Below are 17,326 nucleotides of genomic sequence, written 5' to 3' on the forward strand. Positions count from 1 at the left end.
ACAGTTGTCATCTAGTCATTTCTAAAAAAATGGGGAAACTCTAATTTTATATGGTATTGACATTTTCACATTATATAAATATACTAATAGTATAAACATATGAACAAATAATCATATATTCATATATAAATATTAAAATATCAGGTACCTGGATAAAATGGAAATGGAGGGAGCTTAAATGAACATGACCGCAGGAGGAATGTCACAGGAAAGCGAGAATACAGATGCCAGGGGCAATTCCCAAAGAAGAGAATTTTTACTTCAAAATCTGTGCTGTGCCAATTGTGCCGGTAAAATTGAAAATCAGGTAAAAGGTATTCCTGAAATAAAAACAGCTTATTTGGATTTCCTGTCCAAGAAACTTGTTGTACAGCTGAAAGATGAAGAGAAACTGGATTGTGTAGTGAATAAGATAAAAGATATAGTAAGTACCATAGAACCTGAAGTAAAGGTTCTATACGGCGGAGAAATCAATGAACTTGAAAAAAATGAGGATAGTCGTGAATTGGGAAACAGAAGAGCTGAAAATATAGTTTTGGGAATTGGTGTTTTACTCTATGCAATTGCTATAATTTTTAATTTCCAGTTAAAAGTAGAAATAGCACTGTATTTGATAAGCTATTTCATAATTGGGAAAGAAGTACTTTTGAAAGCGTTTAAAAATATAATTAAAGGACATGTGTTTGATGAAAATTTTCTTATGTGTGTTGCGACTATAGGTGCTCTTTCCATTAGACAATTTCCAGAAGCTATAGCAGTAATGTTATTTTATAAAATCGGTGAATATTTTGAAGATAAAGCTGTAGATCATTCCAGAAGGTCCATATCGGATCTGATGAATATAAAACCGGATTTCGCAAATGTGAAAATAAATGGTGAAATGATAAAAGTTGTTCCGGAAAAAATAAATGTTGGAGATATGATACTGATTAAGCCGGGAGAAAAAGTACCATTGGACGGAAGAATAGTAGAGGGAAGTTCAATGGTGGATACTTCAGCTCTTACAGGTGAATCAGTTCCTAGGTCGGTATCTTCAGGCGATGAAATATTGAGTGGATTTATAAATAAAAATGGTGTGCTGTCTGTAAAAGTGACTAAAGAATTTGGACAATCCACTGCAGCTAGAATATTGGATCTGGTTCAAAATGCCGGGAGTAAAAAAGCTCCTACTGAAAATTTTATAACCAAATTTGCAAGATATTATACTCCTATAATAGTTATACTGGCTATTGTATTGGCCGTGCTGCCCCCGGTTTTCATCAGCGGAGAGATTTTTTCCACCTGGCTCTACAGGGCATTGATATTTCTGGTAGTTTCCTGCCCCTGTGCACTTGTTATATCAATACCTCTGGGATTTTTCGGTGGAATAGGAAGTGCCTCCAGAAATGGAATTCTTGTAAAGGGAGGAAATTATCTGGAAGCATTGAATAATGTGAATACGGTGGTGTTTGACAAGACCGGCACCTTGACTAAGGGAGTGTTTGAGGTTACGGATATAAAAGCTTTTGGGGATTTCGGAAAGGAAGAGGTCTTGAAGTATGCATCTTATGCTGAATCCTATTCAAACCATCCTATTTCAACTTCAATATTGAAAGCTTATAGTGGAAAAATAAAAAGGGATTTGATAAAAAACTGCAATGAGGTCCCGGGTAAGGGTGTGGAAGCTGTTGTAGACGGCGTACAGGTATCGGTTGGAAGTAGAAACCTCATGCTGGATAAGGGAATTCCGGTAAAAGAAGTTCAGCAAATGGGAACTGTGGTACATGTTGCTGTAGGTCACGAGTATGCAGGATATATAGTTATATCTGATGAAATAAAAAAAGATTCCAGAGAAACAGTAGAAAATTTAAAAAGAATGGGAATAGAAAAAGTAGTGATGTTAACCGGAGACAGTTATTCAGCAGGTGAAAAAGCGGCGGAAAATATAGGAGTGGATGAAGTGTATGCAGAACTTCTTCCAGATGATAAGGTAAAAAAATTGGAAGAAATATATGACAGGAATCATGGAAGAAATAAACTTGCATTTGTGGGAGATGGAATCAACGATGCCCCGGTACTTGCAAGATCAGATGTAGGGGTGGCTATGGGAGGAATTGGTTCAGATGCCGCCATAGAAGCTGCAGATGTAGTTATAATGACGGATGAACCTTCGAAAATACCTGTGGCAATTAAAATAGCGAGGAAAACTAAAAAGATAGTTACACAGAATATAGTGTTTGCGCTGGGAGTAAAATTGGTGATTTTGATTTTGGGAGCTTTGGGAATGGCCAATATGTGGGAAGCGGTATTTGCGGATGTTGGAGTTGCCATTATAGCAGTATTAAACTCTATGAGAACCTTGAGATTTTAATTTGTTGTATAATGTTAATATACATTAAGAATTAAAAAGTGGAGGACAAATATGAGAGGAAAATTATATGAACTTCAAAATGGAACGGATATAAGGGGAGTTGCCATTGAAAATGGTAAGAGAGATGTAAATTTAAATTTAGAGAGAGTGAAAATGATAACAAGAGGATTTGTAGCATGGCTTGAGAATAAAAAAGATGTTGAGAGAGGAAAATTAAAAGTTGCTGTGGGAATGGATTCAAGGTTGTCGGGACCTCAAATTAAGGATACTATATCCCGCGAGCTTTCAAAATTGGGATGTACCGTATATGATTGCAAACTTTGCACCACACCAGCCATGTTTATGACAACTGTATATCCAACTTGTAGATGCCATGGTTCCATTATGATAACCGCAAGCCACCTTCCCTATTATTATAACGGGTTAAAATTTTTTACAGATGAGGGAGGCTGTGAAAATGAAGATATAGAGTATATATTGACAGAAGCTTTGCGGGATAACGGTGAAGCAATTTCATGTAATGGTAGAGTTTTAAAGGTGGATTTTATAGATAAGTATTCTGAATTACTTGTCAAAGAAATAAGGGAAGGAATAAATTCCAAAGTAGATTATGAAAAACCGTTGAGTAGATTTAAAATCATAGTAGATGCAGGCAATGGAGCAGGCGGATTTTTCACAGACAAGGTTCTGGAGCCTTTAGGTGCAAAGACCGATGGAAGCCAATTTATAGATCCGGATGGAAATTTTCCGAATCACATTCCAAATCCGGAAGCTAAAGAAGCCATGGATTCCATGAAAAATGCAGTTATTAAAAATAAGGCTGACATGGGCATAGTTTTCGATGCAGATGTAGACAGGGCAGCTATTGTAGATGATTCAGGAAGAAGTATAAATAGGAATGCACTTATAGCCTTGATATCTTCCATAGTTTTGGAGGAACATCCGGGTACTACTGTAGTTACTGATTCTGTGACTTCCAGGGGATTGGGCGAATTTATCCAAAATCTAGGTGGAAAACATTTTAGATTTAAAAGAGGTTACAGAAACGTTATAGATCAGGGGATAAAACTGAATAATGAGGGACAGCAGTGTTTTTTGGCCATTGAAACTTCGGGCCATGCAGCTTTGAGGGAAAATTACTTTCTGGATGACGGTGCCTATTTGATAGCTAAGATACTTGTAAAGATGGCTAAACTTAAAGAACTGGGAAAAAATATAAAGGATTTAATAGTGAATTTGAAAATACCGCTTAAGAGCCTGGAATTTAGATTTTCCATTTTGAAAGAAAATCCTGGAGAATATGGTTCCAGAATAATAGAAGAATTAAAAGAGTATACAGAGAAAGTCAATGGATGGAAAGAAGCAAATAATGATTATGAAGGAATAAGAGTTGAGTGTGACAGGAAAAATGGAGACGGATGGTTTTTATTGAGGCTTTCCCTTCATGAACCGGTAATGTGTTTAAATATCGAATCGGATACTGAAACAGGTCCAGAGATAATTATGAGAAGGTTAAGAACATTTTTCACAAAATATAGGGATTTGGATATTAATAGCTTTAATTTATAGGATATGTGCTATGCTAGATACCTTAATTTGTACTATACATGTTAAAAATGATATACTATAATATATTAATAGTATATCATTTTTTATTTTTATAATATTTGAGAAGGAGAAAGCAAGAATGATTTTCTATGATGATAACAATTTGGATGTAATAGAAAAGGATTTGAGGTACCTTCAATTATTATCTAAGGAATATCCTACTATATCCAGCGCGAGTACGGAAATTATAAATCTTCAAGCTATATTGAATTTACCGAAAGCTACAGAACATTTTATAAGCGATATTCACGGTGAGTACGAGTCTTTCACCCATATGCTTAGAAATGCGTCCGGAGTTATTAAGAGGAAGATAGATGATGTATTTGGAAATTCGTTGAGTGAGGACCAAAAAGCAGCTTTAGCTACAGTAGTATACTATCCGGAAAAAAAATTGGAACTCATTAAAGAAAAAGAAACGGATCTTACAGATTGGTACAGGGTTACACTGTACCAATTAATCGAGCTGTGTAAAAATGTATCTTCAAAATATACCCGTTCTAAAGTCAGGAAAGCTTTGCCCGAGGATTTTTCATATATAATAGATGAACTTCTTAATGAACAGGAAGACAGAGTAGATAAGCAAGCTTATTACAACGGCATAATAAAGACTATTATAGACATTGACCGTGCTCCTGAATTTATTATAGCAATATCCAACGTAATACAGAGACTGGTGGTGGACAGGCTTCACATTATAGGGGACATATATGACAGGGGGCCTGGAGCTGAAATAATAATGGATGCCCTTATGGATCATCATTCTGTGGATGTTCAGTGGGGGAACCATGATATGCTCTGGATGGGAGCAGCCTCCGGCTGTGAGGCCTGTGTGGCAAATGTACTTAGAATATCTCTCAGGTATGCCAATCTAAAGACTGTAGAAGATGGTTATGGAATAAATTTACTTCCACTTGCAACTTTTGCTCTGGAATTTTATCGTGATGATCCCTGCAGGAGCTTTACTCCCAGAACTCTGGACAAAAAGGTAAATAAAAATGAACTGCAGCTTCTGGCAAAAATGCATAAGGCCATTGCCATAATGCAATTTAAGATAGAAGGACAGATAATAAAAAGACACCCTGAGTTTAAAATGGATGACAGACTTCTGTTAGATAAAATAGATAGCAAAAAGTGGGAGATAACTGTATATGGACATACCTATAAATTAAATGATACCAGTTTTCCCACGATGGATTGGAATGATCCTTATAAGCTGACAGGCAGGGAAGAGGAAATTATTGAAAAGTTGACTGATTCCTTTGTAAACAGTGAGAAGCTTCAAAGACATATTAAGTTTTTATATGGAAAGGGAAGCATGTATCTCGTATATAATTCCAACCTTCTGTATCACGGCTGTATTCCCCTGAATAAGGACGGAAGTCTCAAGGAAGTTAAGATAGGTAAAATAAGCTACAGCGGGAAAAAGCTTATGGACAGATATGATAGGATAGCAAGGGATGCATATTTTTTGAAACCCGACAGTGCTGCAAAAAATTATGCAATGGATATGGTTTGGTACATGTGGTGTGGAGAGGATTCACCCATGTTTGGGAAAACCAGGATGACCACCTTTGAAAGGTACTTTATTGATGACGAAGAATCCCACTATGAGCCCAAAACTTATTACTATCAGTATAGAGATAATGAACAAGTGTGCAGGAATATATTGTCAGAATTTAATTTGAATCCAGATAACTCACACATTATAAATGGACATATTCCGGTAAAGACTAAAGAAGGCGAGAGTCCTATAAAGGCAAATGGAAAGCTTCTTGTAATAGATGGCGGCTTTTGCAAGGCTTATCAGCCTGAGACCGGAATTGCAGGGTACACACTCATATATAATTCCTATGGACTGCTGCTTACCTCCCATAAACCTTTTTCAGCTATAAAAAATGCTGTAGAGCAGGATAAAGATATCATATCCTCTACTATAATTCTAGAACATGCTGCAAAGAGAAAAAGAGTAGCGGATACGGATATAGGGAAGGAACTTAAAAAACAGATAGCTGATCTGGAAAAGCTTCTGATAGCCTATAGAAAGGGACTTATCAAGGAATATAACAATAATGACGTAGAATAAATCATCAAATGGCTGCCCCGTCAAAATTTGAATATTTTGACGGGGCAGTTAAATTTAAGTTATAATTTTTAAAGGAATTTTGTTCTTGATGTAGAAGTTCTATAAATATCAGGGTATGTAAAGAAGGGGCTGGGTTGATGAATTTTGATTTTGATAAAATAATATATTATTCGGCTGTACCTATTTTTGTAGCATTATTTATTTTCCTTCTAGTGGTTTTTATTAAAACAATAAAAAACAATAAAAAATAATTTAGTTAATTCATAAATTTTTGTAAGTGTAATACAGTACAACCTGTGTTATAATGTTAATATAAATTATAATATCCATTAGAGAAAACTAGGAGGGAATAAATTGCTAAGATGCCAAATATGCGGTAAGCCAGCGGAGAGACATCATATAGTTTATAAAAGTCAGGGAGGTGTGGATTTCCCCTTGAATTTTAAATATTTGTGTCCTGAACATCACAGGGGAGAATATGGACCTCACAAGAATAGAAAATTGGATTTGAAATATAAGCTGGAAATGCAGCATAAACTTGAGAAATTGCTTTATAAAAAGTTCTATACATTGGATGAATTGATTACTCTTCTTCAAATAAATAAGGGTATGTTGAAAAAACTTTTAAAAGATTGTAAATTGTACAAAGAAGGATATAAAAGTTTTGATGTGATATACAGACTTATGGGCAGAAAGATATACACGGAATCTATGATGGAAGAATATTATGATTTTATAGCGAACTTCTAATAAAATTAAAAATAAACGGCAAATTAATTATAAATTTGCTGTTTACTATAAAAAATATTTACAAAAACACTAATTTATAGATTATCTCTAAATAAACACTCTATGTTAACTTAAATTTTACAAAATAAAAAAGGGATAATAGATAATAGTCGCTTTCTAAAAAATTAAGTTAGATAAGGGGGTTATTGACATGAAAGAGAATATACTTATGTTATTAACACTGGAGGAAATAAGTAATATAACTAAAGGTTTGAAAATTGCGATTGATGCTGTAAATGAAAACAATATGAAGATTGATGAAAAATTGGCGGATAATATAGAGGATGTACTTAGAAAATTACTTCAAGTAGAAGCTGAGTGTTCAAAGTAATATTTGTTAAAAGCCTGTGCTGTTGGGCCAATTTACATTGGCCTACCGGCATGAGGTGACAGAGCTTAAATTTTGATGAACAGTTTTTCCAGTTATCTAATTGAATTACTATATTGTATAAATAAAGTTATTGAGGGGTAAAAAGGTATGAATGTAGCATTTTTTCTTACACCTAAGGCAGAGGTGGTCTATGAAACACCAAATTCTACTATGAAGCAAGCATTGGAAAAAATGGAGAAGTACAGATATACGGCTATTCCACTTATTGATAATAAAGGCAGGTATGTGGGAACTCTTACTGAAGGTGATCTGCTTTGGAAGCTTAAAAATACTCCTGATTTGAATTTCAAAAATACCGATGGGGTGCTTTTAAGGGAAATTCCAACCCGCATGAATAATAAATCAGTGAGGATCAATTCGGATATGAAAGATCTGATATCACTGGCGGTAAATCAGAATTTTGTACCTGTGATAGATGACAAGAACGTGTTTATAGGCATAATAAAGAGAAGTGACATAATAAATTATTGTTATAGACAATTGTTTAATAAAAAGAATAATGTAATTGACATTGTATAATTCAAATATTAAATCCTTTGACGAGGAAGAGTAACTATGTACTCAAGTTGAAGAGAGCCGGAGAAGGTGGGATCCCGGCACCAAATATGTAGTGAATGGACCTAAGAGGAGTAAATTGAAATCTACCCGGTGTAGAAAGTAGTGGTTAACGTTGGCCATACGTTATAATGGATAGGATATGTTTGTATCCGAAAAAAGAGGTGCTTTTTTAAAGCACAATTTAGGTGGTACCGCGGAAATCTCCGTCCTGTTTTCAGGATGGAGTTTTTTTTTATCTAAATGCTGCACGTCTGGATAAGTTCTTCTAAGTTTCAGGTTGAGAAAAGTATTCCTTATAAGTAAACTCCACCTGGACCTAAGAATCACTTGATGGGAAAATGTGAAAATTGGTGGTGTTTATTATGTTATGAGAGAAATATTTAAGATATATGTATAAATTTGGAGTGTTGTCTTAGAGTTTAATATTTAAAATTATGATTTTAATTTTTAGGAGTGTGTAAATTATGGATTTGAAAAAAATGATTATAAATTCAATATTACTTGCAGTAGGTGCGGTTCTGCATCAAGTGGTGCCTCCAGTTTTGTTCGGCATGAAACCGGATATATCTCTGGCCATGCTTTTTGTAATACTTATATTCAATAGAGATTATAAAATATGTGTTTGCTCTGGTGCCGTGGCCGGAATTTTGGCGGCGGCGACTTCTGCCTTTCCAGGAGGACAATTTGCCAATATAATTGACAGGCTGGTGACTATAAATGTAATGTTTTTTCTGATAAAACCCCTTAGAGATAGAATAAGCAGCCAAATAAATATAATACTGGCCACGGCAGTTGGTACAGTAGTGAGTGGAACTACATTTTTATCGGTGGTTTTGTTTACAGTAGGACTCAGCACCGGCTTCAAGGTATTGTTTTTAAGTGTAGTCTTACCTGCAGCTGCTATAAATACCGTAGTAGGTATTATTTTATTCAATATAATAAGTATAGCAGTAAAGAGGGGAAAGATAAGCCATGCTTAGATGGTAAATTTAACTTGACAGTTTTATAAGTTTGTGAGAAACTTATTTTAGTTATTGATTGAATGATAATTTTAATTTTATTTTAAAATATAATATGAATATATAGGTGCTTTTGCTTAAAAGGGAAGCAAGATGAAAAGTCTGCACGGTCCCGCCGCTGTAAAAGAGGAATCCTTGCAATATATGCCACTGGGAAACTGGGAAGGCTGTAAGGGTGATGAATCCAAGTCAGAAGACCTGCCTATATGTTAGTGACCATTTGACTCTACGAGTGATAGGGAGGTGACTTAGGTGATGAAATTTTATGATTCTTCAGATAAATCATAACCACTTAGCATTTGCTGAGGGGTTATGATTTATTTGGCTTTTTGTTAAAAATCTTACAATTAAACTGGAGGTATTTTAAAAATGCATATTGAAGATGGTATTTTATCACCGCAGGCATGGGGAACATGGTATGCGATAAGTGCCGTGTTTATGGTGCCTGGTATTAAAGAAATAAAAAGAAGAGCTAAGGAAAATTTGTATTATAAACCATTTTTAGCAATGATGGGAGTAGCTGTATTTGTTATATCATGTATGCATATTCCCGTTCCCGTAACAGGTTCCTGTTCTCATCCCTGTGGCACAGCTTTAGCTGCTATTGTTGTTGGGCCCTGGGCTACAGGTGTGATTTCAGCTATTGTATTGTTCTTTCAAGCTATATTTTTAGGACATGGAGGTATAACCACTATTGGTGCAAACACTTTTTCAATGGGTATATCGGCGGGTATTTTGGGATATCTGTGCTGGAAAATTTTGCGGCATTTTAAGAGCCCCATTTGGCTTGCAGCAGGTGTAGCAGGTTTTGTGGGAGATATAGTTACTTATCTGGTGGCTGCCTTGGAATTGGCAATAAGTTTACATGGACATGTTCCTTTGATGAAACAGTGGATGATATTCTTTTTAGGGTATGGACCTACACAAATACCTTTAGCCATTGCGGAAGCTATATTTACAGCCTTAGTTCTCGAGGCCATGGTAAAGAGACGTCCAGATTTGTTGCCGGGAGTGCTCAGAGAAAAGGAGGCAAAGTAATTATGGAATCAAATGGTAATACAAAAAATGGAAATAATAAGGGAAAAAGTATTAAATTTTTTGATGGCTTTACCCGTGTTATGTTAATAGTTATGATAATTTTATTTGTCTTCATATTTGGAGCGTCGAAATATATGGTAAATCATAAGATGGAAGGTGGAGGTACAGATGACAAGGTAAATACCATGGCTTCTAGTAAGCACAAGCCTTTTATCGAACTTCCTGGAGATGCACAGGTGGGAGCTTTTTCCGTGGCAAATTTTTTTGCGGGTATGATAGTAGGACATCATTGGGAAAAATTGTTTGGCGAATCCAGCAAAGATAAAAATTAATTAGAGGAAGAATGAATTATGGAACTATCTTCATTTGGAAGGATATCTAAAAATAAAAGTTTTTTACATCGTTTGGACGGAAGGGTAAAGACCGTATTGTTTCTAAGTGCAATTGTAATAACAACTTTTCTTTCCAAATGGTACCTCATAGTGTTTTTGTGGGTACTGTCTATAATTGGATATTATACTTTGGGTATTCCCTGGAAGAGGCTTATAAAAAGGCTTTTAATACCATTTAGTATAGCATGGCTTGTATTTGTAAGTGTACTTTTTACAAATGGGGAAACTGTTTTGACCTATATTCCCATTGGAGCCTATCATTTGAACATATACAGCGAGGGACTATCACTTGGAATTTTGTTGATGCTCAGAATAATGGCAGCAGTTAGCTTGGCATGTATACTTTCCTTTTGCACTCCTATGATTGAAATACTTGAGACACTCAGGATACTTAAAGTTCCCTCAATTATAATAGATTTGGCTGATATGATGTACAGGTATATATTCATAATTGAGGATACGGGAAAAAATATGAGACACGCCCAACTGAGCCGTATGGGAGATAGATCCAGCTGGCTGAGGCGCATAGAAGATACAGGAAAAATAGCGGTGTATGTCATGATAGAATCCCTGGATAGAAGTGTGAGAGTCTATAATGCCATGCTTTCGAGGGGATATAACGAAGATAGTAAACAAGCCAAGTTTTTTACTTATCCTGTTCCGGTTAAAGATTTTCGCTTTGGAATTTTAATAGCGGTTTTATTGTTGGTTTTAATTCTTGTAAATATATTTATTTAAAGGAGAATAATTTATGTCACTTATTGAAGTGGATGATGTCAGCTATGCCTATGGTGACGGCAGCATGGCACTTAGAAATGTTAATATGAAGATAGAAAAAGGTGAGAAAGTGGCAATACTAGGACCAAATGGTGCAGGCAAGTCGACACTTTTTCACCTGTTTAATGGAATTTCAAAACCTAAATCAGGTACTATTACAATAGACGGACTGCAGGTATGCAAAAAAAACTTGGTCAAAATAAGGCAGATGGTAGGTATGGTATTTCAGGATTCCGATGATCAACTTTTTAATTCCACAGTTCGTCAGGAAATAGCCTATGGACTTTTAAATATGGGAATGAAGGGAAAAAAGCTGGAGGATACCATAGCATGGGCATTAAAAGTGGTTGGAATGACAGGATATGATGATAAGAGCCCGCATAATTTAAGCGGAGGACAGAAAAAGAGGATTGCTCTCGCAAGTGTTCTTGCGATGAAACCTCAAGTTATGGTATTGGACGAACCTACCGCAGCTCTTGATCCAAGAGGGGTATATAAATTAATTAAGCTTTTGGATTCAATAAATGAAAAACTTGGAATTACCCTGATCTTTGCAACACATGATGTAGATACAGTTCCCCTTTTAGCTGATACAGTGTATCTTTTGGATAAGGGAAGTATTGTGATGGGAGGCACTACCAAGGAAGTATTTAATCAGAAGGAGCTTATTCGGAAAATTAATTTAAGGCTTCCAAGAGTAGCCCATCTTGTTGAAATACTGGAGAAAGATGGAGTATTAAAAGTTGATACCCTTCCTCTTACTATTGGACAAGCTAAGAATGTTTTAGAAAATAAAAAATGATGTACTGTCACTGGAATTTTTAACAAGATTTCAGTGATTTTTTCATATTTGCTATTAATTTAATAGTTTATAAAATTACGAAATGCATAAACTCTAAATACACAATTAATAAAATACTTCAATAAAAAATCTATGTGGATAAAAGGAGGAATTAATATGGCAAGCAATGGAAGAAAATCTTTAGTTCCAGACGCAAAAGAAGCTCTTGATAGATTTAAAATGGAGGCAGCTAGAGAAGTAGGAGTAAGTTTGAAAAATGGATATAATGGAGATATTACATCTAGAGAAGCAGGATCCATCGGAGGACAGATGGTAAAGAAAATGATACAGTCCTATGAAGAGGGACTTAAGTAAAAAACGTGAATGTAAAAAAATTTCACTTGACGAATATGGACAGTAAGTATATAATATAGAATATAACTTAATAAAAAGGCATAAGGTTTAGTTGATAATTAAAAGGGAATAGGGTGAGATACCCTTACAGCCCCCGCTACTGTATAAGGTGACGATTTTGGATTCCACTGGAAAGTTTCTGGGAAGGGAAAAAAGGATGAACCGATAGTCAGGAGACCTGCCTGTGTCTAGGTATGTAGTAATCTTTCGGAGGGAAGGATTTATCAATTGTAATACTGCTGTTATTTTTAGTGACAGAGTTTTGTAGTGTGGTAATTAGGGACTTCCAAAAGAAGTCCCTTTTTATATATGTTGGTGTTAACTTAAACATATCTAATCCCTTTAAAAATGCACTTGTTTGTCATGGATAAATAGGTGCATTTTTTATATTTTAAATATTGTAACATTGGTTTATAATAATATCAAGTGTTTCTGAAAGGAAGGATAAGATCATGTCTGAGAAATATTGGCCTGAAACCGTTATACTCTGGGGAGCCGGTGCAACTAAAAGCCTGGGGCTCCATGCAACCAAGGAGTTGATGCAGCTTATTTCAAAAATTAGTAGAGGCGATTTTTCTTTTTTGAAAGGGAAAAACGAAAAACTGGCCGGTGCCTTTAAAAAATTGATTGTTGAGGATCTGATTGAAGATTCAAAAATATCAGAGATATATGATTTAAGGGCCCTTGAAGCCATAGTAAATACAAATAACAAGATCAATATGCATGAACTTTTCACCCTGCTTGATCAACTTATTGACAACAATATGGGATTCAATGCTTTTGTAAATGGAAGAACACAATTTTTGAGGGCAGAGAGGGTCAAGGCAGCTAGGAGATGCCTTATTTTGATTATTGAAGAATTGGAGAGATTTAGCATTCAAAATGTTCCAGGTTACACGGATAGAGAAAAAATGGAACCTTATTATGAGTTTGCAAAAGTGCTTACTGATCTCATGATAGAAGAAGCACAGGCATTTGAAAACAGAAATTATAAGAGAAATACAAGACGTTTTTATCTTTTTTCCTATGCCATAATATCTTTTAACTGGGATCCTGTAATTCTCTGGAATCTATTTAATGTACACAAGGAGAGAAACCAGAATCCGATTAAATTGAAAGATGGCTTAAAATTACAGCTTTACGATGATTTTGGAACCCAGATATCTTCTACCCAGCTGGATGATGGTGAGTCAGGTATATGTTATGTTACAGATGAGCCTCAATGTAAGAGCATAAATGATTATAATTATCCTTCTAGGATAATAAGAATAGGGAAAATACTATTTCCACACGGTATGTTTGGAACTAGGATTTGTCCTGAATGCGGCAAATCGATAATAAGCTTTGCAGAAAAATGGGATAGGCTGTCTACCGAAATTTTTGGACCGTCCATTTTAAAACCTCTTCAGAAAAATTGGAAATACACCACTGAGAAGGAGAAGTTGTATGAGAGAGGTGCCATAGAATGTCCCTACTGCGGCCAGATAACTTATCCATATGATATGAATCTCATAATACAGAGCCTTTCAAAGAAGAGAAATGCCCCTATTTTAGAAGAACTTAAGACTGAAATGGGACTTCTTATGAAAAATGCAAAACATATAATTTTTGCGGGGTATAGTCTGCCTATAGACGATATTATGGTTAAAACTTTTTTTATGTCCTCTATATCCGGCAGCGATAAACATAAACTGAAATGCACCATATTGAATTATGACAAAGAATATGAAAACTCGGGTTGGCTAAAGGGGAAGAACATATTGGAATATATAAAAAAATCAAGAAATAATTCTGCGGCAGAGTGTATAGATAATATATGTGATATATTTCCACTGGAGAATATAAGGGTAAATTTGAGCGGGATACCTGATGTATTTATGGAGAAAGGAAAGTGCAGCAGAAGTAAAGTTATAGATTTATTGTATCCCGAGGAATATTTTAATGGGGGATTCCCAATACGCAGGGGTTAAAAGATATTGTGTTTTTTTTAACTGATTTATTGAACTTTTTGATAAAAGTGATAGAATAAAATCGTCGGTATTTATAAAAAAACTGAACTAAAATTTTTTTGAAGGAGGTTTCCGTGTTATATCGTAATGAATAACAACGGAGGAAAATTATGGAAAGACAAGTTAATGAATGGTCAAAGCTGACCGTTAGAAAGATTACTATAATCGGCATGTTATCTGCAATTTCTGTCGTACTTGGCGTAACAGGACTTGGTTTTATACCTATTCCACCGGTAAAAGCTACTATAATGCATATTCCAGTTATAATAGGTGCTATTTTGGAGGGACCGTTGGTAGGTTCCATGGTGGGGCTTATTTTTGGTATATTCAGTGTGATTCAGTCTATAACTACACCTTCACCTGTTTCTTTTGTATTTATGAACCCTCTGGTATCGGTTTTACCGAGAGTGCTTATAGGAATAGGAAGCTATTATGTATTTAAAGCTATAAAAATAAAGAGAAGGGTTTTTTCTGTAGGTATAGCTGCTGCAGCCGGTTCATTGATAAATACGGTTGGTGTACTGGGAATGATATATCTTATATATCTGGAGCCTTATTCAAAAGCATTGAATATAAGCTTGAGTGCGGCTAAAAAGGGTATATTGGCAGTGGCCTTTACAAATGGAATACCAGAAATGATTTTATCCGTGCTTATTACGGCATCTGTTGTTACTGCCGTTTTTAAAATAAGACATAAGTAGACTTGTTTTTAATTAAATCAAGTGTAAAATCAACCCTGAGCTTTTACCAGCTTGGGGTTTTATAATATAATATGGAGGTGCAGGTTAAAAATGAGGGAAATTTTGCTGAATGATATAGGTGGGATAAAAATAGGAAATGCAGAAAAATTAAAAGGACCTACAGGCTGTACCGTAGTTATATGTGAAAAAGGTGCATCTGCGGGAGTGGATGTTAGAGGTGGTTCTCCAGGTACACGTGAAACGGATCTATTGAATCCTGTTAATTTGGTGGATAAAATACATGCTGTAGTTCTTACGGGTGGCAGTGCTTTTGGACTGGATGCGGCAGGTGGTGTGATGCAGTATTTGGAGGAAAGAAGCATAGGATTTGATGTGAGTGTTACAAAGGTTCCCATAGTTTGTGGAGCTGTACTGTTTGATTTGAATATAGGCGATTATAGGATAAGGCCTGATAAGTCCATGGGATATGAAGCGTGTATAAATTCCGAATTGAATTTATGCAAAAATGGCAGTGTAGGTGCAGGAACGGGGGCAACTGTGGGTAAGATACTCGGAGATGAATATGCCATGAAGGGAGGACTTGGTTCTTTCGCTCTTCAAATAGGAGATCTTAAAATTGGTGCAGTAGTTGCAGTAAATTGTCTTGGAGATATAATAGACAGTGGAAGCGGAAGTATAATAGCAGGTGCTTTGGGGAAAGATAAAAAGTCCTTTGTGAATACAGAAAAGGTAATGTTAAATATGTACTCGGAGAAAAAAAATATGTTTAGCGGGAATACTACTATTGGAGTAGTTGTTACCAATGGTGATTTTACAAAATCCGAGATGAATAAAATGGCGTCCATGGCCCAGGATGGATATGGAAGAGCTATTAGACCCGCCCACTCTATGTTTGATGGAGATACTATATTTACCATGGCTACCGGAAAAGTAAAGTCGGATTTGAGTGTAGCCGGATTTTTGGCTGCCAAGGTTGTGGAAAGGGCCATTGTAAGAGCAATAAAAAATGCGGATTCGGTTTTGGGATACAGAAGTTATAAAGATATTTGGACTGCATGAATTTTAATCAGGTCAAAAATATGTGATAATTATCGAAAATTGCAGTTAAAGTTTAGTTTTACAGCTATTATGTGTTAAAATATAACTGTTGACTATGTATAATAATGTGAGTATGAATGAAAGGGAGAGATATTTTAATGGCTAGTGATAAAGAAGTAAATTCAATGAATGAAGTTATTGATCAAATTGATTCAACTATGGGAAATGTAAAAAATGGAGAGATAGTAAAGGGAAAGGTAATTTCCGTAAATGATAAAGAAGCTGTAGTGGATATCGGATATATGGTGGATGGAGTGCTGCCTAAGAGTGAAACATGTAGTGATGAAAATGCAAACATGGAAGATCTTTTAAAAGCCGGAGATGAAATATACGTATATATAGTGGAACTTAACAAAGGCGAAGATAAATTGATGCTTTCAAAGATAAAGGCCGATGAAATAAGAGGCTGGAATAAGATTGAAAACTCCTTTAAAAATGGTGAGACTTTTGACGTGACTGTAAAAGAAGTGGTAAAGGGAGGGGTACTGGCGGATCTTTATAATTTTAAAGCTTTTATACCGGCATCTCAACTTTCAATAAGATATGTAAAAAATCTAAGCGACTTTTTAGATAAGACACTGACTGTAAAGGTGATTGAACTGGATAAAAATAGACATAATATTGTGCTGTCAAGAAAAGAAGTTGAACAATTGGAGGCTGAAAAGAAAGCGGAACAGCTGTGGAACAATATAAAAAAAGGTGATGAGATGGAGGGAACTGTCAGCAGAGTCACAGGATTTGGAGCATTTGTTGATTTAGGCGGTGTAGAGGGTCTAGTGCATATATCCCAGCTCTCATGGAAGAGAATAAAAAATCCTTCAGAGGTAGTGTCCGAAGGAGATCATGTTAAAGTTTCCGTAATAGATGCAGATAGGGAGAAGAATAGAATTTCACTTTCTATGAAACGTGAAGAGGATAATCCGTGGAATGATGTTGATGAGAAGTATAAGGTGAATGATGTAGTTCAGGGAACTGTAACTAAAGTCATAAATATAGGTGCTTTTGTAGAGATTGAAGACGGACTGGAGGGATTTGTGCATATATCTGAAATATCCCAGGATCATATTGCAAAGCCTTCAGATGTTTTAAATGTAGGTGATGTGGTAAAGGTAAAAATACTCAATATAAATGCAAAAGCCAATAGAATGTCTCTCAGCATAAAAGATGCCTCAGACAATTCTAAGGGAAACTTTAAGGGATATTCAGACAATTCCGATAGCGGGGTTACTCTGGGAGATTTGTTTAAGGATAAATTTAAAAATATGAAGTTCGATTAAGGAAAAATACCCAGATATAATTAACTATGTCCTATGGCAGT

16 protein-coding genes, 2 riboswitches and 1 other annotated feature are annotated in these 17,326 nt (G+C 35.4%); all 16 genes read left to right on the forward strand.

Annotation, left to right across the window (positions count from 1 at the left end):
- Nucleotides 1-184 precede the first annotated feature (184 nt).
- The 16 genes from AB8S09_RS09665 (at nucleotide 185) to rpsA (ending at nucleotide 17,285) form a co-directional block, all read left to right on the forward strand.
- Nucleotides 185-2,350: a heavy metal translocating P-type ATPase gene (locus tag AB8S09_RS09665; protein ID WP_369869060.1), complete on the forward strand. Its 2,166-nt coding sequence runs from the start codon at nucleotides 185-187 to the stop codon at nucleotides 2,348-2,350.
- A gap of 51 nt (nucleotides 2,351-2,401) precedes the next feature.
- Nucleotides 2,402-3,919: a phosphohexomutase domain-containing protein gene (locus tag AB8S09_RS09670; protein ID WP_294180823.1), complete on the forward strand. Its 1,518-nt coding sequence runs from the start codon at nucleotides 2,402-2,404 to the stop codon at nucleotides 3,917-3,919.
- Between the two features lie 118 nt (nucleotides 3,920-4,037).
- Complete coding sequence (locus tag AB8S09_RS09675; protein ID WP_294180821.1) at nucleotides 4,038-6,041, forward strand: fructose-1,6-bisphosphatase; 2,004 nt, start codon at nucleotides 4,038-4,040, stop codon at nucleotides 6,039-6,041.
- A gap of 354 nt (nucleotides 6,042-6,395) precedes the next feature.
- Nucleotides 6,396-6,791 carry an HNH endonuclease gene (locus AB8S09_RS09680; protein ID WP_294180819.1) on the forward strand — a complete coding sequence of 132 codons (396 nt, stop codon included), beginning with the start codon at nucleotides 6,396-6,398 and terminating at the stop codon, nucleotides 6,789-6,791.
- Nucleotides 6,792-6,981: 190 nt separating this feature from the next.
- On the forward strand, nucleotides 6,982-7,161 hold the full coding sequence (locus tag AB8S09_RS09685) for a hypothetical protein (RefSeq protein WP_294180816.1): 180 nt from the start codon (nucleotides 6,982-6,984) through the stop codon (nucleotides 7,159-7,161).
- A gap of 147 nt (nucleotides 7,162-7,308) precedes the next feature.
- Nucleotides 7,309-7,740, forward strand: a complete 432-nt coding sequence (locus AB8S09_RS09690) for a CBS domain-containing protein (protein ID WP_294180814.1) — start codon at nucleotides 7,309-7,311, stop codon at nucleotides 7,738-7,740.
- Between the two features lie 8 nt (nucleotides 7,741-7,748).
- Nucleotides 7,749-7,993 (forward strand) — a binding site (T-box leader).
- Between the two features lie 250 nt (nucleotides 7,994-8,243).
- Nucleotides 8,244-8,759: a tryptophan transporter gene (locus AB8S09_RS09695; protein ID WP_294180812.1), complete on the forward strand. Its 516-nt coding sequence runs from the start codon at nucleotides 8,244-8,246 to the stop codon at nucleotides 8,757-8,759.
- An 87-nt stretch (nucleotides 8,760-8,846) separates the two neighbouring features.
- Nucleotides 8,847-9,018, forward strand: a riboswitch (cobalamin riboswitch).
- Between the two features lie 149 nt (nucleotides 9,019-9,167).
- On the forward strand, nucleotides 9,168-9,836 hold the full coding sequence (locus AB8S09_RS09700) for an energy-coupling factor ABC transporter permease (protein WP_294180810.1): 669 nt from the start codon (nucleotides 9,168-9,170) through the stop codon (nucleotides 9,834-9,836).
- Between the two features lie 2 nt (nucleotides 9,837-9,838).
- Nucleotides 9,839-10,168, forward strand: a complete 330-nt coding sequence (locus tag AB8S09_RS09705; RefSeq protein ID WP_294180808.1) for a hypothetical protein — start codon at nucleotides 9,839-9,841, stop codon at nucleotides 10,166-10,168.
- Nucleotides 10,169-10,186: 18 nt separating this feature from the next.
- Nucleotides 10,187-10,966 (forward strand): cobalt ECF transporter T component CbiQ, encoded by a 780-nt coding sequence (gene cbiQ / locus AB8S09_RS09710; RefSeq protein ID WP_294180806.1) that lies wholly within the window; start codon nucleotides 10,187-10,189, stop codon nucleotides 10,964-10,966.
- A gap of 13 nt (nucleotides 10,967-10,979) precedes the next feature.
- Nucleotides 10,980-11,807 (forward strand): energy-coupling factor ABC transporter ATP-binding protein, encoded by an 828-nt coding sequence (locus AB8S09_RS09715; RefSeq protein WP_369869023.1) that lies wholly within the window; start codon nucleotides 10,980-10,982, stop codon nucleotides 11,805-11,807.
- 156 nt (nucleotides 11,808-11,963) lie between these two features.
- A complete protein-coding gene (locus tag AB8S09_RS09720; RefSeq protein ID WP_294180801.1) occupies nucleotides 11,964-12,161 on the forward strand; it encodes an alpha/beta-type small acid-soluble spore protein in 198 nt (65 codons plus the stop codon).
- 66 nt (nucleotides 12,162-12,227) lie between these two features.
- Nucleotides 12,228-12,399, forward strand: a riboswitch (cobalamin riboswitch).
- Between the two features lie 253 nt (nucleotides 12,400-12,652).
- The gene (locus AB8S09_RS09725) at nucleotides 12,653-14,170 is read left to right on the forward strand and encodes a hypothetical protein (protein WP_294180799.1); all 1,518 of its coding nucleotides are present in this window, start codon (nucleotides 12,653-12,655) and stop codon (nucleotides 14,168-14,170) included.
- Between the two features lie 149 nt (nucleotides 14,171-14,319).
- A complete protein-coding gene (locus tag AB8S09_RS09730) occupies nucleotides 14,320-14,910 on the forward strand; it encodes an ECF transporter S component (protein ID WP_294180797.1) in 591 nt (196 codons plus the stop codon).
- Between the two features lie 90 nt (nucleotides 14,911-15,000).
- Nucleotides 15,001-15,969 (forward strand): P1 family peptidase, encoded by a 969-nt coding sequence (locus AB8S09_RS09735; RefSeq protein WP_294180796.1) that lies wholly within the window; start codon nucleotides 15,001-15,003, stop codon nucleotides 15,967-15,969.
- Between the two features lie 137 nt (nucleotides 15,970-16,106).
- Nucleotides 16,107-17,285 carry a 30S ribosomal protein S1 gene (gene rpsA / locus AB8S09_RS09740; protein WP_369869024.1) on the forward strand — a complete coding sequence of 393 codons (1,179 nt, stop codon included), beginning with the start codon at nucleotides 16,107-16,109 and terminating at the stop codon, nucleotides 17,283-17,285.
- Nucleotides 17,286-17,326: the final 41 nt, after the last annotated feature.

This window comes from Clostridium lapidicellarium (assembly GCF_041224415.1).
GTDB lineage: Bacteria > Bacillota > Clostridia > Clostridiales > Clostridiaceae > Clostridium_B > Clostridium_B lapidicellarium.

Excerpts from the sequence above, each read along its gene's own strand:
- AB8S09_RS09665 (WP_369869060.1), top strand. The coding sequence starts at position 185 with ATGACCGCAGGAGGAATGTCACAGGAAAGCGAGAATACAGATGCCAGG.
- AB8S09_RS09670 (WP_294180823.1), top strand. The coding sequence starts at position 2,402 with ATGAGAGGAAAATTATATGAACTTCAAAATGGAACGGATATAAGGGGA.
- AB8S09_RS09675 (WP_294180821.1), top strand. The coding sequence starts at position 4,038 with ATGATTTTCTATGATGATAACAATTTGGATGTAATAGAAAAGGATTTG.
- AB8S09_RS09685 (WP_294180816.1), top strand. The coding sequence starts at position 6,982 with ATGAAAGAGAATATACTTATGTTATTAACACTGGAGGAAATAAGTAAT.
- AB8S09_RS09690 (WP_294180814.1), top strand. The coding sequence starts at position 7,309 with ATGAATGTAGCATTTTTTCTTACACCTAAGGCAGAGGTGGTCTATGAA.
- AB8S09_RS09695 (WP_294180812.1), top strand. The coding sequence starts at position 8,244 with ATGGATTTGAAAAAAATGATTATAAATTCAATATTACTTGCAGTAGGT.
- AB8S09_RS09700 (WP_294180810.1), top strand. The coding sequence starts at position 9,168 with ATGCATATTGAAGATGGTATTTTATCACCGCAGGCATGGGGAACATGG.
- AB8S09_RS09705 (WP_294180808.1), top strand. The coding sequence starts at position 9,839 with ATGGAATCAAATGGTAATACAAAAAATGGAAATAATAAGGGAAAAAGT.
- cbiQ (WP_294180806.1), top strand. The coding sequence starts at position 10,187 with ATGGAACTATCTTCATTTGGAAGGATATCTAAAAATAAAAGTTTTTTA.
- AB8S09_RS09715 (WP_369869023.1), top strand. The coding sequence starts at position 10,980 with ATGTCACTTATTGAAGTGGATGATGTCAGCTATGCCTATGGTGACGGC.
- AB8S09_RS09720 (WP_294180801.1), top strand. The coding sequence starts at position 11,964 with ATGGCAAGCAATGGAAGAAAATCTTTAGTTCCAGACGCAAAAGAAGCT.
- AB8S09_RS09725 (WP_294180799.1), top strand. The coding sequence starts at position 12,653 with ATGTCTGAGAAATATTGGCCTGAAACCGTTATACTCTGGGGAGCCGGT.
- AB8S09_RS09730 (WP_294180797.1), top strand. The coding sequence starts at position 14,320 with ATGGAAAGACAAGTTAATGAATGGTCAAAGCTGACCGTTAGAAAGATT.
- AB8S09_RS09735 (WP_294180796.1), top strand. The coding sequence starts at position 15,001 with ATGAGGGAAATTTTGCTGAATGATATAGGTGGGATAAAAATAGGAAAT.
- rpsA (WP_369869024.1), top strand. The coding sequence starts at position 16,107 with ATGGCTAGTGATAAAGAAGTAAATTCAATGAATGAAGTTATTGATCAA.